The organism is Hymenobacter nivis, from assembly GCF_003149515.1.
In the GTDB taxonomy this organism is placed as follows: Bacteria; Bacteroidota; Bacteroidia; order Cytophagales; family Hymenobacteraceae; genus Hymenobacter; species Hymenobacter nivis.
The window spans coordinates 216,863-241,815 of sequence record NZ_CP029145.1; the positions used below are offsets into that span (position 1 = coordinate 216,863).

Genomic DNA, 24,953 nt, shown 5'->3' on the forward strand with positions numbered 1-24,953 from the left:
AAAGCAAGGATGAAAATCTGGGAAAAAGGCTTTTCGGTTAACGAGAAAATCGAGAAATTTACCGTGGGCCGCGACCGGGAATTAGACCTGTATCTGGCGTATTACGACGTACTGGCTTCCCGGGCCCACGCGGACATGCTGGCCGATACCGGATTAATTACCCCCGCTGAGCAGCAGCAGTTGGCCCAGGGCCTCGACGAGCTGAAGCAGCAAATTGAGGCCGGTACGTTTGCGATTGAGCCCGAATTTGAGGATGTGCACTCTAAAATCGAGTCGTACCTGACCGAGAAGTTTGGCGACGCGGGTAAGAAAATCCATACCGCCCGTTCGCGCAACGACCAGGTGCTGACAGCTATCCAGCTGTTTATTAAGGATTACACCAGGCAAGCGGCGGCTAAGCTCGTAGCCCTGGCCGAAGTGCTGCTGCAAAAAGCTGCCGCGCACCGCGAAGATTTGCTGCCCGGTTACACGCATTTCCAGGCGGCCATGCCGAGCAGCTTTGGGCTGTGGTTTGGGGCCTATGCTGAGCATTTGCTGCTCGACGTAGCACTGTTTGAGGCTGCCTACACGGTGGCCGATCAGAACCCCCTAGGCTCGGGCGCGGGTTTCGGCAGCAGCTTCCCCATCAATCGCGAGCAAACGACGGCTGCGCTGGGATTTAATAGCTTGGCTGTGAGCGCCGTGGGAGCCCAGATGCTGCGCGGCAAAACCGAGCGTACGGTGGCGTTCGCCATCGCTGGGGCCGCCGCCACGCTGGCCAAAATGGCCTACGACCTGGTGCTCTACAACGGTCAGGACATGGGGTTTGTGAAGCTGCCCAAGGAGTTCACGACGGGTTCCAGCATCATGCCGCACAAGAAAAACCCCGACGTGTTCGAGCTGGTGCGCGCCCACGCCAACCGCCTCCAGGCCTTGCCAACCGACCTGATTCTGGCTACCAGCAACCTGCCTAGCGGCTACCACCGCGACTTTCAGATTCTCAAGGAAATTTTGTTTGGGCCCCTGCGCCAGTTCCTCGATTTGCTGGATATACTGCTTTTCGCCGTACCCGAAATCCAAGTGGTGCCCGGCATCATCGACCAGCCAAAATACGATCCGATTTTCTCGGTTGAAAACATCAACCAGCTCATCCAAAGCGGCGTACCGTTCCGCGAAGCGTACCACCAGGTAGGCCAAGCGGTGGAGGACGGCAGCTACCGGGCCCACCGGGAGTTCCGCACCACGCACCTGGGCAGCGTGCACAACCCCGGGCTGGCCGAAATCGCCGCTAAAATCCAGCAGTTGAAAGCGCACAGCCAAGTGCTGGGCGGGGCCTCGCCTAAGGCCCCGTTCCAGGGCCCCTAGCGATTCTGCAGGTCCTGATAAGCGGCGGGCGTGTCCACGTCGAACGCCGCATCGGGCATGGGCACCAGGGCCAGCGCGGGGCCGTAGCGGGCCAGCAGGGGCTTTGCGCCCTGCTCGGGGCGGAGGTTGTGCAAATCGGCTAATGCGCTACCGGTGAACAGGGCCGGGATGCCAAACGCATTGGCGTAGGCGGCTGCTACCGCTGGGGCCCCGGTGGCTTGCTGGTGCTGGGCCAGGGCGGCTAGCTGCGCGGCGGTTACCAGCGGCTGGTCGGAGCTAAGGACGAGCACCGCGGTGGCCGCGGGGCCTAGCGCGGCCAGGCCGGCCCGAATGGAGGCGCCCATGCCAGCGGCCCAGTTGGGGTTGTGCACGGTTTGGCAGGGCAGGTCGGCCACGGCGTGGCGCAGTTCGGCGTCCAGGGCCCCCGTCACGACGACCACTGGGGCATAGCCGGCGGCCAGGGCCGTGCGCACGGCCCGGTGCAGTAGGGTTTCTCCTTGGTAAACAAGCAGTTGTTTGGAATGACCCAGGCGGCTGGAGTTGCCGGCCGCCAAAACCAGGGCGGCGGCCGACGGGGCAAGCGGCGGCGGTGATGGGGGCATATTTTTGAAAATTAACGCAAAAAAGGCCGGTGGCTAGGCGGTTGCGCATTGCCAAGCAACGCACGACTACCCAGCCACCGGCCCGAAATTAGCCGCTGCCAATTAGGCGTTCAGTTTGGGGTAATCGGTGTAGCCTTTCGCGCCAGGCACGTAGTACGTGTCTTTGTCGCTGGGGGCCAAAGGGGCGTTTTGGGCGAAGCGCTCCACCAAATCGGGGTTGGAGATGAAGAGCGTGCCGAAGGCCACGAGGTCGGCGTCGCCGTCGGCAATGACCTGGTTGCCCTTCTCCTGCGTCATGCCGGCGTTGATGATGAGCGTGCCTTGGTACAGGGGCCGGTAGTGCTTGGCGATGTGCGGCTCGGCGAACGGGATTTTGCTCACGTCGGTGAACGGCTCGCAAAGGTGCAGGTACGCCAAGTTGTAGTCGTTGAGGCGCTTGACGATGTAGTCGAAGGTGGGGATGGTTTCCTTGTCCATCTTCGTGCCGAAGGGGCCTTCGAGCGAGGGGTTGAGGCGCACGCCCACTTTGCCCAGGTCCACGCCGGCTGCTTTGATGGCGTCGAGCACGTCGAACAAAATGCGGGCGCGGTTCTCATTCGAGCCGCCGTATTCGTCGGTGCGGTGGTTGCTGGTGCCGTTAAAAAACTGCTGGAACAGGTAGCCGTTAGCGGCATGCACTTCCATGCCGTCGAAGCCAGCGGCCAGCGCGTTTTGGGCGGCGGTGGCAAAGTCGGCCACCGTGTACTTAATCTCGGCCAGGGTCATGGCCCGGGGGGTCACCGTATCCTTAAAGCCGGTGGGCGTGTACACTTTTTCGTGGGGGTTGAGGGCCGAGGGGGCCAGGGGCAGGGCCCCGTCCAGCAGGTCGGGGTGCGACATGCGGCCCACGTGCCACAACTGCACGAATATTTGACCGCCCAGCTGGTGCTGGCCACGGGTGACTTTCTGCCAGCCCGCCACCTGCTCGGGGGTGTAGATGCCAGGCACGTTGATGTAGCCCGCTGCCTCGCGGTTCACGTAGGTACCCTCCGTCACGATGAGGCCCGCCGAGGCACGCTGGTCGTAGTAGGTCACCATCAGGTCGTTGGGTACGGCGCCGGGGTTGTCGGCGCGGCTGCGCGTCATGGGAGCCATGACGACGCGGTTTCTCAAGTTCAGCTTATCGGAATGAAAAGGGGTCAGAAGCGGTTGCTCAGCCATAGTTATGTTTTGCAAATTGATTGGAACGCTTTCAATTGGAAAGCGTCCGATAAGCCCGGGGCCCCGCTCTTTGTTTCCACGCCGGCCGCCGCCGCCGGGGCCCTGGCCCTGCCAGGGGCCCCAGCCCGACGTGCTCCGTGGCTGGTATAGAATGCCTTACGAAGCGCTGGCCGCGCCGGCGTAGTCAGTTGCCGGCACGTGCACTGTGCCGGCCCGCTCGCGCAGGGGCCGGCCCTGCCGCCCGCTGCGCTGCGCCTGAATTTCGGCTACGATGGCCAGGGCAATTTCCTCTGGGGTTTCGCTGCCCAGGTCGAGGCCGATGGGGCTGTGCAGGCGTTCGCGCAGCAACTGGGCCCGTTCGGCCTCGCCCAAGCCTAGCTCGTCCAGCAGCCGGGCCGCCTTCAGGCGGGGCCCCAGCAGGCCAATGTAGGGCGCGGGCGAGGGTAGCAGGCTCTGCAGCGCGGCCAGGTCGTAGGCGTAGTTGTGGCTGAGCAGTACGTGGTACGCGCCGGGGTCGGGAGCCTGGGTTTCCAGTGCGCGCACCGGTACGACGCGCACTTCCGCCGCTTCGGGAAAACGCAGCGCCGTGGCCAGGTTGGGCCGCCCGTCCACCACCGTGATGTGCCAGCCCAGCGAGCCGGCCAGGTGCACCAGCGGCTGGGCATCGTTGCCGGCGCCGTACACCACGAGGCGCAGCGGCGGCTTCAGCACCTCCAGTAGCGCCCGCACGGGGCCCCCGTCGGTTTCCACGTCCAGCACCTGCGACTGGCCGTGGGCCAGCGTGGCGCGCGCCGCCTCGGCCAGCGGGGCGGCCAGCAGCGGCGTGCCGCGCCGGGCCCCGGCGGCTGGCAGCAGCAGGCGCTGCCCCACGGCCGCCGTCGGGCCGGTGGTGTCGGCGGCGAACACGGTGGCCAGCACGGCCGGCGCGGGGTGCTGGGCAAAGCCGCGCAGCAGCTCCAGCGGGTTGTGGCCGTCGGCAAAGTTCAGCGGCTCCAGCAGGATGCGCACCACGCCCTGGCAGCCGGGGCCCAGGCCGTGGCGCGGGTCGTCCTCGTCACGGGTGTCGTAGGTTACCAAGGTCGGCTCGCCCCGGAAAATGGCCCGCCGGGCCCGCTGCCGCGCATCGCCCTCCAGGCAGCCACCGCTGATGGCGCCGGTCAGTTCGCCGTCTTCCGTCACGAGCATCCGGGCCCCGGGGCGGCGGTAGGCCGAGCCCAGGACTTCCACCACAGTGGCGAGCGCGCAAGGGCGCTGCGCTGCGCGGTGCTGGTCGTAGGCGAGGAACAGGCGTTGAAGTTCAGTCATTGCAGAAAAAAATCATTTTGGCATTACGCCCCGCGGCGGGGCGCGGTTGTTGACAACCGCCTCCCTAGTGGCCCGGTTCTGGGCCGGGGCCTGGCACCCGGCCAATGGCGCGCGCTGGGTCTTGTATGAATGCTAGTATCTCTGTTTAGCAAGTAGATATATCTGCCGAGTCAGCCGGTGGGCCGGCCGCTTATTTCTTTCCGGGGCCCGGTTCTGCGCCGCAGCCGGAACAATTGCCGCCTGCTAGCGGCCCCCGTATACTGGCACTTGGCTCTACCAGCGCTCAACCCAGCCTTGCATCAGGCGGAGCTGCCACATTTGGCATAGGTAAAGCCGCCTGAACCGTTGCCAAAGATATCCCTCGCCAAATCTCGCCACCGCCAGAAGCAGGTGGACAGAACCAAGCCTACGCGGCCGCTGCGGCGCGGTTAGGGCCCCGGTGGTGCCCGGACTAATTCCCATTTAAATAGTTGCGCCAAGTGTTACTCAACGCGTTTTCAGCCAGCTGTTTAAGTAGCTGATTGTCTTAATTATTTGGCTTCTGGAAGGGGTAGCGGCGCATCCTGGCGTCTTCGGTTTGAACGATATTCGGATCAGTCGTTCAAGCCGGAGACGCCAGGATGTGTTTCTATACCGTGCTGACGTTATACTGCTCACGAAGTGGAATGCGAAAATGGAGTAGGGTGCGGGGCTTGCCCCCGCCCGTCCTTGAACGGTTCAGTTGGCTTTCGTTCAGCGACGGGCGGGGACAAGCCCCGCACCCTACTTCGTGCCGAGTATAATTCAGACAGCTGCTAAGCAACTGCGGAGGTTCAGCGGCCCTGAGGGCCATGTGATTCATCGCCAAATTTGGGTAGCACGCTGGGAGTTGTAACGCCTGTTGCAGCCGCGTGTTTTCTCATCAGGGGCCCCATGGTTAGGGGAGGGGTTAGCAATCATGGAAGCGAGAATAATTGCATAAAAATTATATATATTATATATAAAATAATACCTTATCTTTAGGCTTTCTTTTCTCATTTCTCTCACCTCATCCCAACCGCTCATGGAAAATCCCCGAGACCCCGAAACCGACGACGCGCAGGAAGCCGAAGAAGCGTCTCCGTCCCAAGCCGTCACTTCCGCCGCCGAAGAAGCTGCGGTGGAAGGGGCCGCTGTGCAGAGTGCGGTGGACCACAACCCACCCGATTGAGCGCTGCGCGTTGCCCGGGCTGGGCCGCGGCGCAGTTGATGGGCGTCCAGCGAAAACGACGGTCCCCCGCCAGTGGTACTCCACCGAAACAGGGGCCCCAGAATACCTTACAGGACATTACCCTTCAAACCCGCTGCCTCATGAAAAATTCTTCAGACCATTATCCAGCTTCGGCGTCAGCGGACCCTGCTAACGTGGAATTGATTAACGATACCCCCATTCCGGTGCCGGACGCCCAATGGGTAGGTACGGTGGAAGTATTCGCGCTCCGGCTGGGTCCGCCCGTTTTGTTGCCGAAAGGGGCATCAGATGAGACGGCAACGGACGCCATTTGGGGCAAAGGCGAAAACGCAGTGCACCTGCACCGGGGCGATAAGGGCAGCCATGACCTAGCGCCGGTGGGCCGGAACTTGATGTTGGTGTGCGCCACCCCCAAGCAGACGGCAACTATTTTTAAAAGATTTAAGAAGTTGAAGTATAGGGTGAGAAGCGAGCTCGCGACGTTTGCTGAAATTGGCTTATCCCACGGCTCCGGGGTGGGCCCCCCCCGGACCATCACTGTGGGTACTTTCTACTTGAACGGGCCTGCCGAGGAGCACGGGGCCAAAAATGGTAAGCGGCTGTTTCCGAAAGCCGATTTAGTGGGCGTGGTGGACCACAACCCGCCCACCAAGTAATACGGTTTCGGCCGGTGCACTGGCTTGGTGGTGCGCCCCGGTTTTAACGCCCCCGCATGAAGTTTTTGGCCGTTTCGTTGCTCCTGCGCTGGGTTGTGTGCGCGCTGCCTGCCGCGGGCCAGACGCCCGAGGCCGATAGCCTGCGCCAACTATTGCGTGTGCCGGCCAGGCCCGACACCACACGGGTGCGCCGGCTACAGGCACTGGCGCAGGCACTCAAAACTACCGACGCTCCGCAGGCTACCCAACTGAGCAATGAGGCCCTGCAACTGGCTCAGCAACTGGCTGACCCCACGGGCGAAGGCCAGGCCTTGCTGGCCCTTAGTATGCTGCACCGCCGGCAAACCGATTACGTCAATGCCCGTCGCTATGCACGCGAGGCGCAACGCTTTTTTGCCGGCCGCGCCGACCGCCGGGGGATTGCCCGGGCGGGGCTCCAACTGAGCCGGGTTGATAAGTTGCAGGGCGACTTGGTGCCGGCCCTAGCTGGGGCCCTTAAGGCCCTGGTTCTGACCGAACAAACCGGCGATGGGCTAACGCAGGCCAGCTTACAGGCTAATATCGGCGACATCTACTGCAGCATGGGCAACTATGCCGAGGCGCTGCCCATGTTGCTGGCTTCTCTAAAGATCAGCCGGCGGGCCAGCGACTATCAAGGTATATCGCTAGCGTTGAGCGGATTGGGTAATACCTACCAACGGCTGAAAGACTGGCCCCGGGCCCTGTTCTACCACCAGCAAGCCTTGCAGCTGAGCCGGCAGTTGGGCGATGCATCGAGCGAAACCGTGGACGAAACCAACCTGGCCGAAGTGTACGGCCTGCAGGGCAATCAGGCCGAGGCGCTGGCCCACGGGCGCCGGGCCCGGGCGCTGGTGCGGGCCACGCACGACCAGTATAACCTGCCCTCGATGGAACTGATGCTGGCCCGCGGCTTTGTGCTGGCCCGGCAGCCCGACAGCGCTATCGTACTGGCCCGGCACGCGTTGGCGCTCAGCCAACAGTCGCGCAGTAACGAGAATATCCGCAACGCGGGCGATATCCTGGCGCAGGCCTATGCGCAGCGGCGCAACTACGCGCAGGCCTACCGCTACCGGAATCTGCAGATGGCCTACAACGACACCCTTTCGGGCGAGGACACCCAGCGCCGCACCAGCGCCCTGCGCTACGGCTACGAGCTGGACAAGAAGCAGGCCCAGATCGTGCTGCTGAAGAAAGACCGGGAAATTGCGGGCCAGAAAGCCTACCGGCAGCGCCAGCAAATGCTTGCGGTGCTGGCCGGGCTGGGCGGCGTGGTGCTGGTGGTGGGCCTGCTGCTGCGCAACATCTTCCTCAAGCAGCGCGCCAACCGCCGCCTGGGCGAGAAGAATGTGCAGATTGCCGCCCACCGCGACGACCTTGACCGCACCCTCACCGAGCTGCAAACCACTCAAAACCAGCTGGTGCAGCGCGAGAAAATGGCCTCACTCGGCGAGCTTACCGCCGGCGTGGCCCACGAGATGCAGAACCCGCTCAACTTCGTTACCAACTTCGCCGACCTGAGCGTGGAGCTAGTGGCCGAACTCGAAGCCGAGCTGGCCAAAGAGTCGCTTTCGGCCGCGGGGCGGCCGGCCATTGGGGCCCTGGTGCAGGCCCTGGCCCAAAACCAGGCCAAGATTCATCAGCACGGCCACCGCGCCGACCGCATCGTGAAGAACATGCTGGAGCACGCGCGCACCTGCAGCGGCGAACGCCAGCCCACTAACCTCAACGCCCTGGCCGACGAATACCTGCGCCTGGCCTACCACGGCTGGCGAGCCAAAAACAAGGACTTCAACGCCGCGCTGGAAACCGACTTCGACCCCCACCTGGGCCCCGTGCCAGTGGTGCCGCAGGACCTGAGCCGGGTGCTGCTCAACCTATTCACCAACGCCTTCTACGCCGTGGCCGAGAAGGCCAAAACCGCCGGCCCGGCCTACCGCCCCCGGGTGGCCGTGGCCACCCGGCGCACCGGCAGCACGGTGCGCATCCGGGTGCGCGACAACGGTAACGGCATTCCGGCGGCGATGCGCGAGAAAATCTTCCAGCCCTTTTTCACCACCAAGCCCACCGGCGAGGGTACCGGCCTGGGCCTGTCGCTGAGCTACGACATCGTGGCGAAGGGCCATGGCGGCACGCTGGCTGTGGCCAGCCAGGAAGGCGAGTTTACGGAATTTACCATCAGCCTCCCTACGGAAGTCTGCGGCAATTGATTTATAATTATTTATTTATATATTATGCCAAGGTAATGGTACGCCCCGTCTTGGGAACCTCCACCAGTAGTTATGCTGCCCGAACCACCGCTTTCAATGCGCTTCCGCCCAGGCGCCGCGGCTGGCGCCGGCGCGGACCCCGCTGCGGGGCCCGCGCCGGCGCCAGCCGCGGCGCCGGCGCGGCCCGGGGTGGGGGCGGCGGCGGTGCTCCGGGCGGGGCTGCTGCTGGCCGGCGTAGCCTCGGCTACGGTGGGGCTGAAGGGGTTTCTGCTGCCCAACGGCTTCATCGACGGGGGCGTGACGGGCATCGCCTTGCTCACCAATCAGCTGACGCACATTTCGTTGTCGCTGCTGATCGTGGCCATCAACGTGCCGTTTGTGGTGCTGGGCTACCGCCAGCTTGGGGGCCCGTTTGCGGTGCGTACGCTGGTGGCCATTTTGGTGCTGGCGGGGGCTGTGGCGGTGGTGTCGGTGCCGCCCCTCACGCATGATAAATTGCTGATTGCCGTGTTTGGCGGCTTCTTTCTGGGGGCCGGCTCGGGGCTGGCCATGCGCGGCGGCGGCGTGCTCGACGGCACCGAAATCCTGGCCGTGTACCTTACCCGTAAGCTGCCCGCGTCCATCGGCGACATCGTACTGGTTATCAACGTGCTGATTTTTGGCGTGGCGGCCTGGCTGCTGTCGGTCGAAACGGCGCTGTACTCCATCCTGGCCTACCTGGCGGCGGCCAAAACCGTGGATTTCGTGCTCGTGGGCATCGAAGAGTACATTGGCCTGACCATCATCTCGTTTCACAGCCCCGAAATCCGCCGGTTCATCACCGAGCGCCTGCACCGCGGCGCCACGGTCTATGAAGTCACCCAGGGCTACGGCTCGCACGGGGCCCAGCATCTGAAAGTGGAAGCTATTTTCACAGTCGTCACCCGCCTGGAAGTCATGACCTTAACCGACGCAATCAATAAAATTGACCCCCGCGCTTTCATCGTGCAGCACAGTGTGAGCGACATCAAAGGCGGGCTGATAAAAAAGCGCGCGCTGCACTAGATGATTTTAGTAATTGATAATTAGGCCGTCATGCTTCGACTACGCTCAGCATGACGGCCTGGAAGTTCTGCATGACGGCCTGCTAGAAGCTAGCATCGCTAATAAACAACATCTCCCAACCAGCTGATTACCAATGGAAAGATGGCATCGTTTTCTGGGGGTGCGGCCGGGCGAGATGAAAGCTGTGGGGCTGTTTGCGGCCCATAATTTCCTGCTGGGCACCGGCACCATTCTGGTGTACGTGGCGGCCACGGTGCTGCTGCTCGGGCACGACCCGGTGCGCGCCCTGCCGCTGGCCTACGGCGCGGGGGCCCTGGCGGGGCTGGCGGTGGGCCGGCTGTACGCGCGCTGCGAGCACCACTGGGCGCTGCAACGGCTGGCGGGGCGGGCGCTGGCGGCGGCGGCCGTACTCGTGCTGGTGCTAGGGGCCCTGCTATGGTGGGGGCCCTCGATGGGGGTAGCGGTGGCCATCATGGCGGGCTACCGGCTGATTTATTTGCTGACGAGCCTGGAGTTTTGGGGGATGTCGGCCGTGGTGTTTAACGTGCGGCAGGGGCGGCGGCTGTTCGGTGTCATCAGCGCCGGCGACCTGCCGGCCAAGGCCCTGGGGGCCGGGCTGGCGGTGTTTGTGCACGCCCAGTACGCGCTGTACGGGCTGCTGCTCATGGCGTTTGGGGCCTACCTGCTGGCGCTGGTGGTGCAGCGGGCCACGTTCCGGGCGCAGGCGGCGGCCCGCCCGGGGCCCCGGCCCGCCGACGAAGTGCACGGGCCCGGGGCCCTACCAGCCGCAAGCAGCCCGCTGGTGCGGGCGCTGGGCCTCAGCCTGCTGGCCCTGGCGGCGGCGGCGGTGGGGGTGGAGTACTTGTTTCTAGTAAACGTGAAGTATAAGTTTCAGGACCAGGGACTTGTGTTGCAGTATGTAGGTGGCGTGCTGGTGCTCACCTACTTGTTGGCCACGGGCCTCAAGCTGCTGTTTGCGCGCCGCGGCCTCGATTGGCTGGGGATGCAGCGGGCGCTGCTGGTGCTGCCGCTGGTGGCGCTGGTGGGCATTGGGCTGTTTGGGGTGCTGCGGGTGGCGCACGCGGGGCCGAGCGCCCAGCTGGCGTACTTCTGCGGGCTTTATCTGGGGCTGGAAGTGCTGCGCCGGGCTGTGTTCGAGCCCGTGTTTCTGGTGCTGTTCCAGCCACTATCGCCGCCCGCGCGGCTGGCTGGCCACACGCAGGCCAAGGGCTTTTACGAGCCGCTGGGCCTGGGCCTGGGGGCCCTGCTGCTGCTTGCGTTGCCTCGGGCTACGGCGCTGGGCGAGTGGCTGCCGCTGGCCTGGATGGCCGCGCTGCTGCTGGGGGGGCTGGTACTGCTACGCCGCGCCTACGTCCGGTATATGAGTGAGTTGCGGGCCACACTGGGGCTGCGCTTCGCTGAGCTGCCGGAAGCTGCCGGGGGGCCGGCGGGGGCGGGGGCTACCGCATCCGGGGGCCCGGGGCCCACTGCGCTCCCGGGTTCCGCACCCATTGAAGCCGCTACGCCCGCCCCCGACGCGGCGCTGCAAGCCCTCGTCCATCTCCAGTACGCTGGCCCTGAGGCCCTGGCCCACCATGCCGAAGCGCTGCTCAGCCACCCCGACGGCCGGGTGCGCGGCCGGGCCCTGGCCCTGCTGGGGCCTCGCGCCGACGCCGCGCTGCTCTGCCGCCGCGCCCTGGCCGACCCCGACCCCGCGCTGCGCGAGCTGGCCGCCCATCTGGCCGGCCCCTACCCGGCCGCTGACGCCCTGCTCGACCATCCCGACTGGCCCGCCCGCCAGGGGGCCCTGCGCGGCCGCCTCGAAGCCGCCCCGGCCGATGCGCGCGCCCGCGCCAGCCTGGTCGCGCTGGCCGCCGATGCCGGCCCCGCCGCGCACCTGGCCCTGCTCGCGCTGGTGGTTTTCCTGGAGCCCGGGCAGCAGGCGCAGGTGGTGGCTGCCGGCCTGCGGGGCCCTGGCGCGGCGCTGGCCGCCGCTGCCGTGCGGGCCGCCGCCGCCGCGCCTACGCCCGCCGTGCTGGCGCAGCTGGTGGCCCTGCTGCACACCAAAGCCGTGCAGCCGCTGGCTGCGGCGGCCCTGGCCGGGGTGGGCGCGGCAGCCCTGCCGGTGCTGGGCGCCGTGCTGGCACACGAAACCGACGGGCGGCGCCTGCAGCGCGTGGCGCAGGCCTGCGCCCACCAGGGCACACCCGGGGCCCGGCAGCTGCTAGTGGCCGCCGCCCGGGGCCCCCACCTGCCGGGGCGCGCCGCCGCGCTACGGGCCCTCACCGGCTTCGCCTCCGAGCAGGCCGATGCGCCCGTCTTTCAGCACTTGGTGGAGGAGGAGCTGCGCTTTGCCCAGCACCTGCTGCACGGCATGGCTGCCGCTGATGCCGAGCTGCGGGCCGCCCTGCGCTACGAGCTGCGCAAGTGCCAGCAGCGCCTATTCGGGGCCCTGGCGCAGCTCTACGAGCGGCAGCCCATCCTCGACGCGCAGCGCGGGGCGGCCCATACCGCCGGCGAGCGGCAGGCCAACGCCCTCGAAATGCTCGATAACCTGCTGCCCCGGCCGCTTTACCAGGGCCTGCAAGCCATGCTCGACGTGGGCCGCCTGCGCGACAAAGTGCTGGTATTCGACGGCCTGCTGGGCCCCCCCACGGCCACCGAAACCCTCCCAGCCCTGGTGGTGCGCCGGGGCCTGGGCGCGTTTTCGGCCTGGACGGTGGGCGTGGCCCTGCGCCACTGGCACCCCCAGCCGGCCACCGTGGCCCACCTCTACCCGCACCTGGTGGCCGAGGGGCTGCTGATCCAGGAAAGCGCCCGGGCCCTGCTGCGCCAGCTGCCCGTGCTGCGCCCCGCCGCCTACGATGCCTTACTTGCCGAATTCCCCGACGTCGCCCTCCTGCCCATGACCCCTTCCCCCGAGTCCTCCCCGTTGCCCTGCGCCTCGGCCCTGGCCCGCGTGCGCCTGCTCAAAGGCACCGCCCTGTTTGCCCAAACGCCCGAAAGCATCCTTGCCACCATCGAGCCCATCATGCGGGAAGTGGACTTCGCGCCGGGCCAGGAAATCTTCGCCAAGGGCAGCCTGGGCACCTCGCTCTTCATTGTGTGCACCGGCGAGGTGGGCATCTTCGACGGGCCCCGGCCACTGGCCACCTTCCGCCAGGGCGACTTTTTCGGCGAGCTGGCCTTGCTCGACGCCGAAGCCCGCTCGGCCTCTGCCGTGGCCCAGGGCCCTGTGGCGGCCTTCCGCATCGACCAGGAAGATTTCTATGACGTGATGGAGGAGTGTGCCGAGGTGGGCCGCAACGTGCTGCGCGTGCTCTGCCAGCGCCTGCGCCGCCAAAACGAGAAGATGCCGCCGGTGGCGGCGTGAACGGGTAAAGCGGGTTGAAATAAACCTATAGCGGTTTCGGGGTTCGTGTGGGTAGGGTGCGGGGCTTGCCCCCGCCCGCCGTTCGCGCCATTACAACGGTTCCGGGCAGCGACGGGCGGGGGCAAGCTCCGCACCCTACCCACACGAGTCATGATATTACGCCACTACCTCGTAAATCATCACTGGTTTGGCTTTGTGCTTGAGGATTATTTCCTTCAGCGGGAGGCACTGGAATGACTCTTTTACCTGCTCGAATACGGCGGCGGTGATGATGATTTGGCCGGGCTTGGCGGCGGCTTGCAGGCGCTGGCTCAGGTTCACGGCGTCGCCGATGACGGTGTAGTCGAAGCGCTTGAGGGAGGCCGAACCGATGTTGCCCGACACCATTTCGCCGGCGTTGAGGCCGATGGAGAGCTGCGGCTGGTAGGTGCTGCCGTCGGGCAGGGTGGTGGGATGGGCCTGCACGGCGGCGCGCACGGCCAGGGCCGCGTCCATGGCCCGGTCGAGGTGGTACGCGCCCCGAAATACGGCCATGATGGCGTCGCCGATGAACTTGTCGACGTGGCCGCCCTGGGCGATGATTTCGCGCACCGCCTGGTCGAAGTACGTATTCAGCAGCGTCACCACATCGGCGGGGGCCAGCACTTCGGCCAGGGCCGTGAAGCCGCAGATGTCGATGAATACCACCGTGGCCGCCACCGTTTCGCTGGCCGTGAGGGTGATCTGGAAGTCGGGCCGCGTCATCACGTTCAGCACGGTTTCGTCCACGTACATCCGCAAAATGTTGTTTTCCTGGATGGCGCGCAGCGTTTGGCGCAGTTGCGCCACCTGCCGGGCCGCCTTGTCGATGGTCAGCTCCAGGTCGGCGAAGTCCACGGGCTTGGTCACGAAGTCGAACGCCCCGCGGTTCATGGCCGTGCGGATGTTGGCCATGTCCCCGTAGGCCGACACCATTATGGCCCGCGGCACGGGGTTGGCGGCGGCCAGGCGGGGCAGCAGCGCCAGCCCGTCGAGCTGGCCCGGCATGTTGATGTCGGTGAGCACCACGTCGAGCTCAGGCCACTCGCCCACGCGCACCAGCGCCTGCTCGCCGTCGCGCGCAAACCGGAACTCGTAGGCTCCTTCCCGGATTTTGCGCCGGAATTTCTGCTTGATGAGCAGCTCCAGGTCGGGCTCGTCGTCCACCACCAGAATCTTGGTTGCCATGGCGTTAGGCAGCTTGCAGCGGGGCGAGTTTCTGGCGCAGGGCGGCGAAGTTGAGCGGCTTGGTGAGGAAATCCTGGGCCCCCAGCTGCATGGCCTGGCGGTAGCTGTCGGCGTCGCCGTAGGCCGTGACCATCATCACAGTGGGCGGGGGCACGGCGTGGGCCAGCTTGATGCGCCGCAGCAATTCCAGCCCGCTCATGCCGGGCATGTTGATGTCGGAGAGGATGAGCACCACCTCCGAGTAGTGGTGGGCCTGCTGCAAGTAGTCCAGCGCCTCCTCGCCCGAATGGGCGAAGGCGAAGGACAGGGCCCCGCTGCGGATTTCGTGGCGGAAGCGCTGCTCAAACAGCAGCGGCACGTCGGGCTCGTCGTCGACTACCAGGATTTTCATTGCGAACGGAAAAAGTAGGCCAGCGCCCCGGCGGCACCCCGCCGCACCCGGACAGGATGCTAAAGGGGGGATGAAGTATGGAATGTAGTAAATAATAAATATAATTTTTCAAACCTTCGCCCAGTGGGAGTGGCCGTTGGCCCAGCAGCCCCCGCCGTTGGCTTGCAAAGTCAACCATGGGCTAAGCTTCTCGCTTACATTTGAAGTGCTTAACTCAGATGGGCCGTGCTCACCAATATTCAACGCTACTTCCGCTACTACCTGGCCCTGATGCTGGCCGCGCTGCTAGCCTTGGGTACCCGCCTGGCCCCGGCCGCCCCGCTGCCCGGGGCCCCCGCCGCCGGTGGGGCCCCGGAAAACTTTAACATAGCCGGTAAGTAGCTATTGGTGAAGACGTAGCGTAACCAGATTTGCCGCCGGTGCTGGTGGCCGGGGCAACTATGGGGCCCCAAACGGGGTACACAGGGGCTCAGGGCCGCCCCGGCCCGCCCCACCAACCGACGGATTTTGATGAGCAAACACACCTATGACATGGGCCTGATCGGCAATTGCGCCTTTCTGGGCCTGATTGGCACCGACACGGCCGTGCGCTGGCTCTGCTGGCCACGCTTCGACAGCAGTTTTGTGTTCGGCAGCTTGCTGGACGACGAGAAGGGCGGCGAGTACAGCATCCGGCCCGCCGACGGCGCCGCCTTTACTTCGCACCAGTACTACGAGGAGAATACCAACGTGCTCTGCACCGAGATTACGACCGAGGAGGGCAGCTACCGCGTCACGGACCTTGCGCCTCGCTTTGCCCAATACGAGCGCTACTACAAGCCGCTGATGTTTGTGCGCGTGGTGGAGCCGCTCGGCGGCACGCCCCGGGTGCGCGTGGCCTGCCGCCCCGTGGGCGATTACGGCCGCCTGCCCCTCACGCGCCGCCGCAGCTCGAACCACGTGGCCTACCTGGGCCTGGAGGAGGAAATTCGCCTCACCACTAACATCCCGCTCACCTACGTGCTCGATGAGCAGGACTTCCTGCTGAATGAAACCAAGTACTTGGTGCTCACCTACGGGGCCCCGCTGGAGGCGCCGCTGGAGAAAACGGCCGAGCAGTTTTTGCGCAGCACGCTGGCTTACTGGCGCGGCTGGGTGAAGAGCACCAGCATCGGCAACTTCCGCCAGGAGCAGGTCATCCGCTCGGCGCTGGCGCTGAAAATTCACCAGTACGAGGACACCGGCGCCATCATCGCGGCCACCACCACCAGCTTGCCCGAGGCCCCCGGCAGCACCCGCAACTGGGACTACCGCTACTGCTGGATGCGCGACACCTACTACATCCTCACGGCCTTCAACAACATCGGCCACTTCGAGGAAATGGACCGCTACTTCCAGTACATCGCCAACCTGCCGCGCCCCAAGCAGGCCCGCTACCAGCCCCTGTACGGCATCAGCGGCGAGGCCAAGCTGGTGGAGCAGGAACTAGATTTGGCCGGCTACCTGGGCAATAAGCCGGTGCGCATCGGCAACGACGCCTATACCCACATCCAGAACGACGTGTACGGGCAAGTGCTGGTGGCCCTGCTGCCGCTCTACGTGGATGCCCGCTTCCAGGACCCCAGCCGCCGCGACGCCGAGCAGCTGGTGACGGATGCTTTGGACATGATTGCCAAGACGATGGACGAGCCCGACGCCGGCCTCTGGGAGTTTCGCCACATTGCCCAAAAGCACTGCTACACATACCTCTTTCACTGGGCCGGCAGCCACGCCGCCGCCCGGGTGGCCCGCCGCCTCGGCCGCCCCGACCTGGAGGCCCAGGCCGAGCAGCTGCGCGAAACCGCCGCCGCCCACATCGAGGAGTGCTTCAGCCCCGGGCAAGAAGCCTACACCAGTGCCATCGGCTCGGAAAACCTCGACGCCAGCACCATCCAGCTCATCATTATGGGCTACCTCGACCCCACCTCCGACCGGGCCCACCGCCACCTGGAGGCCCTGGAAAAGGAGCTGAAAACGCCCGAGGGCCTGTTCTACCGCTACCGCCACGAAGACGACTTCGGCACGCCTGAGACGACGTTTCTCATCTGCTCGTTCTGGTACGTGGACGCGCTGGCCTGCGTAGGCCGCGTCGACGAGGCCATCGTGGAGTTTGATAAGTTAGCAGGGTACACTAACCACCTGGGCCTGCTCAGCGAGGACGTGGACGCCAAAACCGGCTCGCAGTGGGGCAATTTCCCCCAGGCATACAGCCACGTGGGTTTGGTAAACGCCGCCTACCGCATCGCCAAAAAGCTGGACTTGCCCAACTTTGTTGAGCCCGCGGGCCCCGGGCGCAAGGCCGTTTCGTAAGCCAAATCATGTGATGTAAAAGGCCGTTTGGAGTGCGCTCCAAACGGCCTTTTGCGTTTTTTGTACATGGATTGCCACCGCCGGAACCTCACGAAACCCCCACGGGGCGGGCCCCTCTCCAAAAGAGAGGGATGCCAGTACCTGAAGAGCAAATTGAACGCCCTCCTCCCCACCGGAGAGGGGCCCGCCCTGTAGGGGTCTCGTGAGGTTCCCCCAGGGCCCCGAAACCGCTCTACGGCCGTTTGCCTGGGGCCCCTGTTGGTGCACCAGCCGGCACGGGAGCTGCCGGGGCCCCTCGCAACGGGCCGCTACAGCAGCTTGCGGAGCAGGTCGCGCACGGCCGGCACGCCCGGCAGGTGGAAGCGGGCCCGCGAGCGGGCCCCGGTGCCTACCCGGATGGTGTAGGCCGAGTCGGGCAGGGCCCGGAAGGTATCCTCGTCGGTGCGGTCGTCGCCGAGGGCCAGCACAAAATCGGTTGGGTAATGGGCCAGCCAGCGGCCGGCGGCGGCACCTTTGTGGATGCCGGCGTTCTTGATTTCGATGACCTTGTTGCCCTCCATCACCTGCAAGTCGGTGTTCGACGTCATAAAGGTGAGGTGGGTGAGTAGTTCGCGGGCGCGCACTGCCCCCAGGTCGGCGTCGGCGCGGCGGTAGTGCCACACGAGCGAGTAGTCCTTCACCTCCACAAACGAGCCGGCGGTGCGGGCCACGTACAGGTCGAGCACCGGGCGCATTTCGCGCATCCAATCGTTATTCAGGGCTTGGAACAGCTCCCACTCCTGGCCAGCCGGGCGCAGCCACACGCCATGCTCGGCAATGAAGTCGATGGGCAAATCGCCAAGCCACTTTTGCAGCGTGGTCCGGTCGCGCCCGCTGATGACCACCACCCGGTTCTGGGGATTGTCGGCGAGGGCGCGCAGCAGCAGGCGCAGCTCGTGGCCGGGTTCGGCGCGCTGTGGGTTGGCGTGGAAAGGGGCCAGCGTGCCGTCGTAGTCGAGCAGCAGCAGGCGCCGGGGCGCGGCGCGGTAGTCGGCCACGAGCTGGCCAATGGCGGCGGGGCTGAGGAAATCGGTGGCCAGCGTGTGCTGCTTGATCTTGCTGTAAGTGAGCTGGTCCATGAACAGGCGCGTCCACGAAAACACGTTGTAGCGCTTCACCAGGGCCCGCATGGCCTCCAGGCGCTGGGCCTGCTCCTCGGCCGGCATCACCAGGGCCTGGTGCAGGGCCTCGGCGTGGCCCACCAGGTCGGTGGGGTTGATGAGCAGCGCATCGGACAGCTCGCGCGCCGCGCCGGCCCGTTCGCTGAGGATGAGCACCCCACGGCCGTCGGCCTTGCTGGCCACGTATTCCTTGGCCACCAGGTTCATGCCGTCGCGCATAGGCGTCACCAGGGCCACCTCAGCCAGGCGGTAGAGGGAGGCCAGCTCTTCGAGCGGAAACGAGCGGTAGAAGTAGTGAATCGGGTTCCAACCGATGGTGCGGTACTGGGAATTGATGCGGCCCACTAACTCGTCAATCTCCTGCTTCAAAGCGGCGTATTGCGGTACCTGGTCGCGCGAGGGCACCACTACCATAATCAGGCTCACCTGGCTCACCCATTCGGGGTAGCGCAGCAGCAGCAGCTCAAAGGCCAGCAGGCGTTGGGCAATGCCCTTGGTGTAGTCGAGCCGGTCGATGGAGAGTACCACGCGGCTCGTGCCCAGGGCCTGGCGGTATACTTCTTCGTGCTCCACGGCCTCGTCGGCGGCGGCGGCTTCTACAAACCGCTCGTAGTCAATGCCCATCGGGAAGGCATCAACGAGCACTGTGCGGGTGGGCGTCTCAATCAGCCCGTTGGTGGTGGCGTGGCCCAGCAGGTGCGTCACGGCGCTGAGGAAGTGCCGCATGTAGCCGAAAGTATGGAAGCCGATGAGGTCGGCCCCCAGCAGGCCTTGCAGCAGCTCGGTGCGCCAGGGCAGCACCCGCAGCAGCTCGTAGGAGGGAAACGGGATGTGCAAAAAGAAGCCAATGGTGGCCTCGGGCCGGGCGGCGCGCAGCATGGCCGGCAGCAGCAGCAGCTGGTAGTCGTGCACCCAAATCGTGTCTCCGGGGCCCGCCTGGGCCAGCACGGCCTGGCAGAATTTCTCGTTCACGGCCACGTAGGCGGCCCAGTGGGCGGGCTCGTAGGTGGCAAACTGCGGGAAGTAGTGGAAGGTGGGCCAGAGCGTGGAGTTGCTGAACCCCTCGTAATAGTCCTGAATTTCGGCCTCCGTGAGGAACACCGGGGCCATGCTGTCGGCCCCCAGGGCCTCGGTGATGTACTGCTCCTCGGTGGCGTCTTCCAGAAACAGGCCCGGCCAGCCCACCCACACGTTGCCGTCCTGGCGGTAGATGGAGCCCAGGCCGGTGGCCAGGCCGCCCTCGCTGGGCTGGAAGGTGAGGCCGTCGTCGGTGCGTTGTACTTTGGTAGGTAGGCGGTTAGATACAATAATTGTTCTTGGCATGCGGGGTGTGCGGACGGTAGAATCCGATGATGTAAGTATACAACACCAAAAACGGGGCATTATGCTCATTTGTTGCTCATCTTTTGGCGTGCTCCCTGCCTCCGGCCGGCCCACCCCGCCCCGGCCCCCGGGAAAACGCCGGGCCCCAAAACCGTCCAAATAGCGCTCTGTGCAGTGCAGGCGCGGGGCCCCGGGCCGGCCCCAAAGGCGCGGCGCCCCGGGGTTTAGGCAATTATCCTGGCCTCTATTTTGTATAGTGTAACGATGTTACCCTTTCACTTTTACCTGACGCGCTCCGGCGCTTTTCGACATGAAAGCTAAATCCATGGTGTTCGCTTTGGTGTTGTTTGTGGTATTGCTCAGTGGCTGCACCGCTTCCATCGGGGCCGGTGGCTACTACGGTGGCAGTGGCTACGGCTACGGCAGTCCCGGGTACGGCTACGGCTACGGGGGCCCCGGCTACTACGCGCGGCCTTACTACGGCTATGGTCCCCGCACCAACGTCATTGTGGTGCCTAACCGCGGCGGGGCCTACCGCGGCAGCCACGGCCACTACAGCGACGGCCGCGGCAACGGCAACCCCCGCGCGGGCTTCAACGGCGGGGGTGGCCCGCGCGGCGGCTTCGGTGGGGGCGTGCCCCGCGGCGGCTTCGGCGGGCGGGGCGGCCGCGGGCGCTAGCCCGGGGCCCAGGGCCCAACCAGAATAACTGAACGGCCGCGGTGGGAGCAATTCCCGCCGCGGCCGTTTGCGTGGGGCTGCAGCGTGGCCGGTGGCCATTGGCTGCGTAAAGTCAGCGAATGAATCCTGCTGGGCGGGGTTGGGTGCCTCGCCCGCTGCGTTTTTGCCTGGCCTATAAATTTCCAAATCTTCCGTGCTTGCCCCGGCTTCGCAGGTAGTGAGCCGGGCGTTTTCTCTTGGCAGAGATTATTGATTATGATTACCATAATCAATAATCTCTGCCAATACCTTTGTAGCGTACAAAACAAAAAGAGGTAGCCAGCGCCCGACCGACCACATCCTCCCAACTAATTAAGCAGATGAGTGAGCAACAACAGGCCGATGGCCTTCGCTGCTCCTTTCAAAAGATCTAGCAGGACAGGTTTGCCCTATTCTTACCATAGTTGTTTTGCACGTCCCTTTTTCATTTCTGGATGAAGCGGAGGATTGCTAATCAGCCCCCACTTCCGAAGCCCCGACTGTTCCACCAGTCGGGGCTTCATTTTTAAGAAACGCTAGGTCGGGGGCCGTAGTCTCCCGTGCTCAACAAAGGTAAGTTGGCGGGTTTGGTGTCGAACCCTTTAGCTATGCACCGGCTGGCAATAACCCATAGCCGGTGCGTAATTCTTGATTGCAAAAGGGCCCCGGGGCCGGATGTCAGGGCCCCGGCTGCGTATGAGGAAGCCGCGCCGCCGCTACCCGGCGGCGCCTTCTTTGCCCCAAATTTCATGGCTGACGCTCCCCAAAAAACTACTAATGAGCCGCTTGCCGGCTACGTGACCGTACGCGGCGCCCGCGAGCACAACCTGCAAAACGTGGACGTGGACATTCCGCGCGACGCGCTGGTGGTATTCACCGGTGTGTCGGGCTCGGGCAAATCCAGCCTGGCGTTTGGCACGCTCTACGCCGAGGCCCAGCGCCGTTACCTGGAGTCGGTGTCGCCCTACGCGCGGCGCCTGTTCCACCAAATGGCGGTGCCCGAGGTGGATAGCATCAACGGGCTGCCGCCGGCCGTGGCGTTGCAGCAGCAGCGCGGGGCCCCCAGCACCCGCTCGTCGGTGGGCTCGGTCACGACGCTCGCCAACCTACTGCGGATGCTGTACTCGCGGGCCGGCGATTACCCAAAGGGCCAAAGCATTGTGTACGCTGAAGGATTTTCGCCCAACACGCCCGAGGGTGCCTGCCCCACCTGCCACGGCCTGGGCCGCGTGTACGAAGTGACGGAGCAGACGATGGTGCCCGACCCCATGCTCACCATCCGCGAGCGGGCCATTGCGGCCTGGCCCCAGGCTTGGGGCGGCCAGAATCAGCGCGATATTCTGGTGACGCTGGGCTACGACGTGGACACGCCCTGGCAAGATTTGCCTCAAAAGGACCGCGACTGGATTCTGTTCACCGACGAGCAGCCGGTGGTGCCCGTGTACCCCGGCTACTCGCCCGCGCAGACGCAGCGGGCCCTGAAACGGCAGGAGCCGCCCAACTACATGGGCACTTTCACGGGCGTGAAGCGGCACGTGCTGCATACCTTCGCCACCACCCAGAGCGCCCTGATGAAGAAGCGCGTGGCCCAGTATATGCTCAGCCAGGAGTGCCCCACCTGCCACGGCAAGCGCCTGCGCCGGGAGGCCCTGGCCGTGACCTTCGCCGGGCTCGACATCGCCGATTTCTCGCGCCTGCCCCTTAAGCGCCTGGCCGAGGTGCTGGGGCCCTACGCCGCGGATAAAGTGTTGAGCAAGAAGGCCGAAGCCGCCGCCCCCGAGAAAGCCATCGTCACCCAGCGCATCGCCGCCGACCTGGGGACCCGCCTGGCCGTGCTGCTCGATTTGGGCCTGGGCTACCTGTCGCTGGAGCGCGGCACGCCCACGCTCTCGCCCGGCGAGCTGCAACGGCTGCGACTGGCCACGCAGCTGTATTCCAACCTGTTCGGGGTGGTGTACGTGCTCGACGAGCCCTCCGCCGGCCTGCACCCGGCCGACACTGAGGCCCTGCTCACGGCCCTGGCCGGCCTGAAGCGCGCGGGCAACTCGCTGTTCGTGGTCGAGCACAACCTCGACGTGGTGCGCCAGGCCGACTGGCTCGTGGACGTGGGGCCCCAGGCCGGGGCCCTGGGCGGCCGCATCCTCTACAGCGGCCCGCCCGCCGGCCTGGCCGCCGTGGCCGAGTCGCAAACCCGCCGCTACCTGTTCGATGCCGCGAAGCCCGTGCTGCCCGTGCCGCGCCCGGCCACCGGCTGGCTGCAACTGCGCGGCGTCACGCGCCACAACCTTAGCAACCTGGACGTTGACTTCCCGCTGGGCGTGTTCACGGCCGTCACGGGCGTGTCGGGCTCGGGCAAGAGCAGCCTTGTGAGCCAGGTGCTGGTGGAGCTGGTGGCAGCCCAGCTCGGCCAGGCCCTGTCCGCGGAAGACGAGGAAGGCGACCCCCTGGAGCGCGCCGTGCCCGAGGCCACCGGCGGCCACTTGGCCAGCGGCATGGCCGGCATCCGCCGCCTGGTGCAGGTAGATCAGCGGCCCATCGGCCGCACGCCGCGCTCCAATTTGGCTACCTACACGGGCCTGTTCGACCCCGTGCGGCAGCTGTTTGCCAGCACCCCCGCGGCCCGGCAGCGGCGCTACGACGCCGGCCGGTTCTCGTTCAACGTGGCCAAGGGGCGCTGCGAAAACTGCCAGGGCGAGGGCTTCGTGATGGTGGAGCTGCTGTTTCTACCCAGCGTGTACGCGCCCTGCCCGGTCTGCCACGGGGCCCGCTACAACGATAAAACCTTGGAAATCAAGTATAAGGACAAAAGCATTGCCGACGTGCTGGGCCTGACCGTGGACGATGCCTGGGCCTTCTTCATCGAAGAGACCACCGTGCGCCGACCCCTCACCGTGCTGCGCGACGTGGGCCTGGGCTACTTGCGCCTGGGCCAGCCCGCCACCGAGCTGAGCGGCGGCGAGGCGCAGCGCGTGAAGCTCGCCACTGAGCTGCAACGCCCCGCCCGCGGCCACACTCTCTACGTGCTAGACGAGCCCACCACCGGCCTGCACCCCTCCGACGTGGAGCGACTGCTTCTCCAACTAAACGCCCTGGTCGAAGCCGGTAATACCGTCGTAGTAGTGGAGCACGAAATGCGTGTCATCGCCGCCGCCGACTGGCTCATCGACATCGGCCCCGGCGCCGGCGACGAAGGCGGGAAGGTGGTCATCGCCGCGCCCCCGGCCGCCGTAGCTGGGGCCCCAGAAAGCCGCATTGCGCCGTACCTGGCGCGGTTCCTGGCGGGGTAGGGGGCGCGTTTCTTGTTCGCTGCCACGCTCTTTTTGCTGCTAAGCCCCTGCTATTATGCTTGTTCTGAATTAAGAAAAGCGGAACGTCATACTTCACTGCGTCGACGCCAGATAAGCCTGAGCATTTTTATTGGTTCAGAAAGCTTCCGAGATGACATTCTGCTTCCCTGAATACTGTCTATATTTGATATAGGCCGTTGGCAGCGGCCCCGGTTTCGCTTACCAAACCCCCGTTGTTATGCGCTTCCCCGGTCGTACTTATTGCCAGCTGCTGGCCTTGGCCGCGTTGGGTGGCTGTGCGCTGGGCCCGGACAAAAGCCAAGGCCCCACGACGGCCGCCGGGCAAGTGGTGGAGATGAGCACCAGCAAGCCCCTGCCCAACGCCCAGGTGCAGGTCTGGGTGTTCCGCGGCGGCAGCGTGGGGGGCAGCGGTGGGGGCTTCGCGGCGCTGGGGGCCCCGCACCCGGCCGATGCGCAGGGCCGCTTCGCCTTCGGATTCGACGCAGAAGAAGGCGGTTCCTACCGGCTGCGGGCCTTCCGCGACCCGGGCTACCTGACCAACTGGGGCTATGACGTGGGCGTGAGCAACGGCCAGGAAAATAACGACTTGCGCGTGCCCGTCCAAGCCCCGGCCTGGTTACGATTCGTTATCGTGGACGAGATACCCAAAAATCGTATCTGGCTTAACGTGGGCGGTTACGGCCAGGGATTTACATTGCCATATCCCCGGGATATGGTAATTATCCGGCCGATGGCCAGCGATATTGCCAGTAAGGTTATTTGGACCATTACGGACGAAAAGGGTAAAGATACCCAATATTCAAAAGATATTTTAGTGCCGCCCCTCGACACATTAACCGTGCGTATTCCTTTTTAGACGCCTTCATTATAGGGTAATTTATCTGTAAAGCTTCTGCTAAAATATAGCAGAACGGCCATCCCTTTTGCCATTCTCCCGTTTCACCTCAACTTTTTTCTCGCTACTCCAATGAAAAAAACGCTAGGTAGAAAAGGAGCATGATCATCGCCGGGGCCCCAGTTGCCGTAATCCAAGGCCCCGGCGAGTCGCGTTGAGCCGTCCAGCATTAACGGGCCCCAGGCAACGAGCCAGAGCCCCCGGCTAACGCTGAATGGCGCTGGCGGGCAGTTGGAAATACTTTTCCTTCAACCGGGCCTTGGTGGCGGCGGGCAGGTAGTGGGCCTCGAAGGCCTCAATGGCCCGCCGTTCTTTTCTGTGGCTGTATTGGGCGTGGTAGATCAAATTAGTCGTCAGCACTGGGATGGCCACAATGACTATGATGGCGGCGTCGTAAACGCTCCCGAATGCCCGAGGGTTTGTTGGGTCGATGGCGATGCCAAGGGCCACGACTGATGCAAAGCCACCCGCAATCAGCAGGCCCCGATGCCGCCGCGCCGCGTAGAACCGGTGCAGGGCCCCCACGGTATCGGTGGCCGCGCCGGCCTCGGCCGCCAGCCGCTGGGCCCGGACCTCCGCCTGCGAAGCGGCCACCAGCGAATCGGTGCGGGCCAACGACGGGGCTGTTTGGGCGAAAGCCTGGGTACCAGCTAGGAAAAGCAATAGGGAAAGTAAGAAACAGC

At 65.0% G+C, this 24,953-nt stretch carries 18 protein-coding genes; 11 read left to right on the plus strand and 7 right to left on the minus strand.

What is annotated here, in order from left to right:
• The first annotated feature begins 9 nt into the window (after window positions 1–9).
• A complete protein-coding gene (gene argH / locus DDQ68_RS00920) occupies window positions 10–1,344 on the plus strand; it encodes an argininosuccinate lyase (RefSeq protein WP_109652082.1) in 1,335 nt (444 codons plus the stop codon).
• Here the strand turns inward: argH and DDQ68_RS00925 are convergent.
• The 3 genes from DDQ68_RS00925 to DDQ68_RS00935 all read right to left on the minus strand — a co-directional run bounded on the left by DDQ68_RS00925 (window position 1,341) and on the right by DDQ68_RS00935 (window position 4,451).
• A complete protein-coding gene (locus DDQ68_RS00925; protein ID WP_109652085.1) occupies window positions 1,341–1,946 on the minus strand; it encodes a nucleotidyltransferase family protein in 606 nt (201 codons plus the stop codon). The two genes, argH and DDQ68_RS00925, sit on opposite strands and share 4 nt — an antisense overlap.
• A gap of 102 nt (window positions 1,947–2,048) precedes the next feature.
• Entirely contained in the window at window positions 2,049–3,146 is a 1,098-nt protein-coding gene (locus DDQ68_RS00930) for an alkene reductase (RefSeq protein WP_109652088.1), read from the minus strand.
• A gap of 156 nt (window positions 3,147–3,302) precedes the next feature.
• The gene (locus tag DDQ68_RS00935; RefSeq protein WP_109652091.1) at window positions 3,303–4,451 is read right to left on the minus strand and encodes an XdhC family protein; all 1,149 of its coding nucleotides are present in this window, start codon (window positions 4,449–4,451) and stop codon (window positions 3,303–3,305) included.
• Between the two features lie 1,042 nt (window positions 4,452–5,493).
• Here DDQ68_RS00935 and DDQ68_RS22325 point away from each other — a divergent pair.
• The 5 genes from DDQ68_RS22325 to DDQ68_RS00960 all read left to right on the plus strand — a co-directional run bounded on the left by DDQ68_RS22325 (window position 5,494) and on the right by DDQ68_RS00960 (window position 12,962).
• On the plus strand, window positions 5,494–5,640 hold the full coding sequence (locus DDQ68_RS22325; RefSeq protein ID WP_162549688.1) for a hypothetical protein: 147 nt from the start codon (window positions 5,494–5,496) through the stop codon (window positions 5,638–5,640).
• 140 nt (window positions 5,641–5,780) lie between these two features.
• Window positions 5,781–6,317 carry a hypothetical protein gene (locus DDQ68_RS00945; RefSeq protein WP_162549689.1) on the plus strand — a complete coding sequence of 179 codons (537 nt, stop codon included), beginning with the start codon at window positions 5,781–5,783 and terminating at the stop codon, window positions 6,315–6,317.
• 56 nt (window positions 6,318–6,373) lie between these two features.
• A complete protein-coding gene (locus DDQ68_RS00950; protein WP_109652100.1) occupies window positions 6,374–8,545 on the plus strand; it encodes an ATP-binding protein in 2,172 nt (723 codons plus the stop codon).
• Window positions 8,546–8,641: 96 nt separating this feature from the next.
• Window positions 8,642–9,589, plus strand: a complete 948-nt coding sequence (locus DDQ68_RS00955; RefSeq protein WP_109652103.1) for a YitT family protein — start codon at window positions 8,642–8,644, stop codon at window positions 9,587–9,589.
• Window positions 9,590–9,722: 133 nt separating this feature from the next.
• Window positions 9,723–12,962, plus strand: coding sequence for a cyclic nucleotide-binding domain-containing protein (locus tag DDQ68_RS00960; protein ID WP_162549690.1), 3,240 nt, complete (start codon window positions 9,723–9,725; stop codon window positions 12,960–12,962).
• A gap of 156 nt (window positions 12,963–13,118) precedes the next feature.
• Here the strand turns inward: DDQ68_RS00960 and DDQ68_RS00965 are convergent, their stop codons facing one another.
• Window positions 13,119–14,168, minus strand: coding sequence for an adenylate/guanylate cyclase domain-containing protein (locus DDQ68_RS00965; RefSeq protein WP_109652110.1), 1,050 nt, complete (start codon window positions 14,166–14,168; stop codon window positions 13,119–13,121).
• Window positions 14,169–14,172: 4 nt separating this feature from the next.
• Window positions 14,173–14,559 carry a response regulator gene (locus tag DDQ68_RS00970; RefSeq protein WP_109652113.1) on the minus strand — a complete coding sequence of 129 codons (387 nt, stop codon included), beginning with the start codon at window positions 14,557–14,559 and terminating at the stop codon, window positions 14,173–14,175.
• A gap of 225 nt (window positions 14,560–14,784) precedes the next feature.
• On the opposite strand from DDQ68_RS00970, the gene DDQ68_RS22330 reads away from it, so the two are divergent.
• Window positions 14,785–14,940, plus strand: a complete 156-nt coding sequence (locus DDQ68_RS22330; RefSeq protein ID WP_162549691.1) for a hypothetical protein — start codon at window positions 14,785–14,787, stop codon at window positions 14,938–14,940.
• Between the two features lie 129 nt (window positions 14,941–15,069).
• Window positions 15,070–16,887, plus strand: coding sequence for a glycoside hydrolase family 15 protein (locus DDQ68_RS00975; RefSeq protein ID WP_109652116.1), 1,818 nt, complete (start codon window positions 15,070–15,072; stop codon window positions 16,885–16,887).
• 308 nt (window positions 16,888–17,195) lie between these two features.
• On the opposite strand, the gene DDQ68_RS00980 is transcribed toward DDQ68_RS00975, so the two are convergent.
• The gene (locus DDQ68_RS00980; RefSeq protein WP_109652119.1) at window positions 17,196–19,370 is read right to left on the minus strand and encodes a bifunctional alpha,alpha-trehalose-phosphate synthase (UDP-forming)/trehalose-phosphatase; all 2,175 of its coding nucleotides are present in this window, start codon (window positions 19,368–19,370) and stop codon (window positions 17,196–17,198) included.
• Window positions 19,371–19,680: 310 nt separating this feature from the next.
• Between DDQ68_RS00980 and DDQ68_RS00985 the strand changes: the two genes are divergently transcribed.
• The 3 genes from DDQ68_RS00985 (at window position 19,681) to DDQ68_RS00995 (ending at window position 24,231) form a co-directional block, all read left to right on the plus strand.
• Window positions 19,681–20,049 carry a hypothetical protein gene (locus DDQ68_RS00985; protein ID WP_109652122.1) on the plus strand — a complete coding sequence of 123 codons (369 nt, stop codon included), beginning with the start codon at window positions 19,681–19,683 and terminating at the stop codon, window positions 20,047–20,049.
• 767 nt (window positions 20,050–20,816) lie between these two features.
• Window positions 20,817–23,354, plus strand: coding sequence for an excinuclease ABC subunit UvrA (locus DDQ68_RS00990; protein WP_109652126.1), 2,538 nt, complete (start codon window positions 20,817–20,819; stop codon window positions 23,352–23,354).
• Between the two features lie 238 nt (window positions 23,355–23,592).
• Window positions 23,593–24,231 carry a hypothetical protein gene (locus DDQ68_RS00995; protein WP_109652129.1) on the plus strand — a complete coding sequence of 213 codons (639 nt, stop codon included), beginning with the start codon at window positions 23,593–23,595 and terminating at the stop codon, window positions 24,229–24,231.
• Window positions 24,232–24,474: 243 nt separating this feature from the next.
• Here the strand turns inward: DDQ68_RS00995 and DDQ68_RS01000 are convergent, their stop codons facing one another.
• Complete coding sequence (locus DDQ68_RS01000) at window positions 24,475–24,933, minus strand: hypothetical protein (protein ID WP_109652132.1); 459 nt, start codon at window positions 24,931–24,933, stop codon at window positions 24,475–24,477.
• Between the last annotated feature and the right edge of the window lie 20 nt (window positions 24,934–24,953).

What these genes read in the sequence shown, in the direction of transcription:
- DDQ68_RS00945 (WP_162549689.1), top strand. Translation starts at nt 5,781, where the DNA reads ATGAAAAATTCTTCAGACCATTATCCAGCTTCGGCGTCAGCGGACCCT.
- DDQ68_RS00935 (WP_109652091.1), bottom strand. Translation starts at nt 4,451, where the DNA reads ATGACTGAACTTCAACGCCTGTTCCTCGCCTACGACCAGCACCGCGCA.
- DDQ68_RS00985 (WP_109652122.1), top strand. Translation starts at nt 19,681, where the DNA reads ATGAAAGCTAAATCCATGGTGTTCGCTTTGGTGTTGTTTGTGGTATTG.
- DDQ68_RS00970 (WP_109652113.1), bottom strand. Translation starts at nt 14,559, where the DNA reads ATGAAAATCCTGGTAGTCGACGACGAGCCCGACGTGCCGCTGCTGTTT.
- DDQ68_RS00930 (WP_109652088.1), bottom strand. Translation starts at nt 3,146, where the DNA reads ATGGCTGAGCAACCGCTTCTGACCCCTTTTCATTCCGATAAGCTGAAC.
- DDQ68_RS00995 (WP_109652129.1), top strand. Translation starts at nt 23,593, where the DNA reads ATGCGCTTCCCCGGTCGTACTTATTGCCAGCTGCTGGCCTTGGCCGCG.
- DDQ68_RS00990 (WP_109652126.1), top strand. Translation starts at nt 20,817, where the DNA reads ATGGCTGACGCTCCCCAAAAAACTACTAATGAGCCGCTTGCCGGCTAC.
- DDQ68_RS22325 (WP_162549688.1), top strand. Translation starts at nt 5,494, where the DNA reads ATGGAAAATCCCCGAGACCCCGAAACCGACGACGCGCAGGAAGCCGAA.
- DDQ68_RS00960 (WP_162549690.1), top strand. Translation starts at nt 9,723, where the DNA reads ATGGAAAGATGGCATCGTTTTCTGGGGGTGCGGCCGGGCGAGATGAAA.
- argH (WP_109652082.1), top strand. Translation starts at nt 10, where the DNA reads ATGAAAATCTGGGAAAAAGGCTTTTCGGTTAACGAGAAAATCGAGAAA.
- DDQ68_RS00950 (WP_109652100.1), top strand. Translation starts at nt 6,374, where the DNA reads ATGAAGTTTTTGGCCGTTTCGTTGCTCCTGCGCTGGGTTGTGTGCGCG.
- DDQ68_RS00975 (WP_109652116.1), top strand. Translation starts at nt 15,070, where the DNA reads ATGAGCAAACACACCTATGACATGGGCCTGATCGGCAATTGCGCCTTT.
- DDQ68_RS00980 (WP_109652119.1), bottom strand. Translation starts at nt 19,370, where the DNA reads ATGCCAAGAACAATTATTGTATCTAACCGCCTACCTACCAAAGTACAA.
- DDQ68_RS00925 (WP_109652085.1), bottom strand. Translation starts at nt 1,946, where the DNA reads ATGCCCCCATCACCGCCGCCGCTTGCCCCGTCGGCCGCCGCCCTGGTT.
- DDQ68_RS00955 (WP_109652103.1), top strand. Translation starts at nt 8,642, where the DNA reads ATGCGCTTCCGCCCAGGCGCCGCGGCTGGCGCCGGCGCGGACCCCGCT.
- DDQ68_RS00965 (WP_109652110.1), bottom strand. Translation starts at nt 14,168, where the DNA reads ATGGCAACCAAGATTCTGGTGGTGGACGACGAGCCCGACCTGGAGCTG.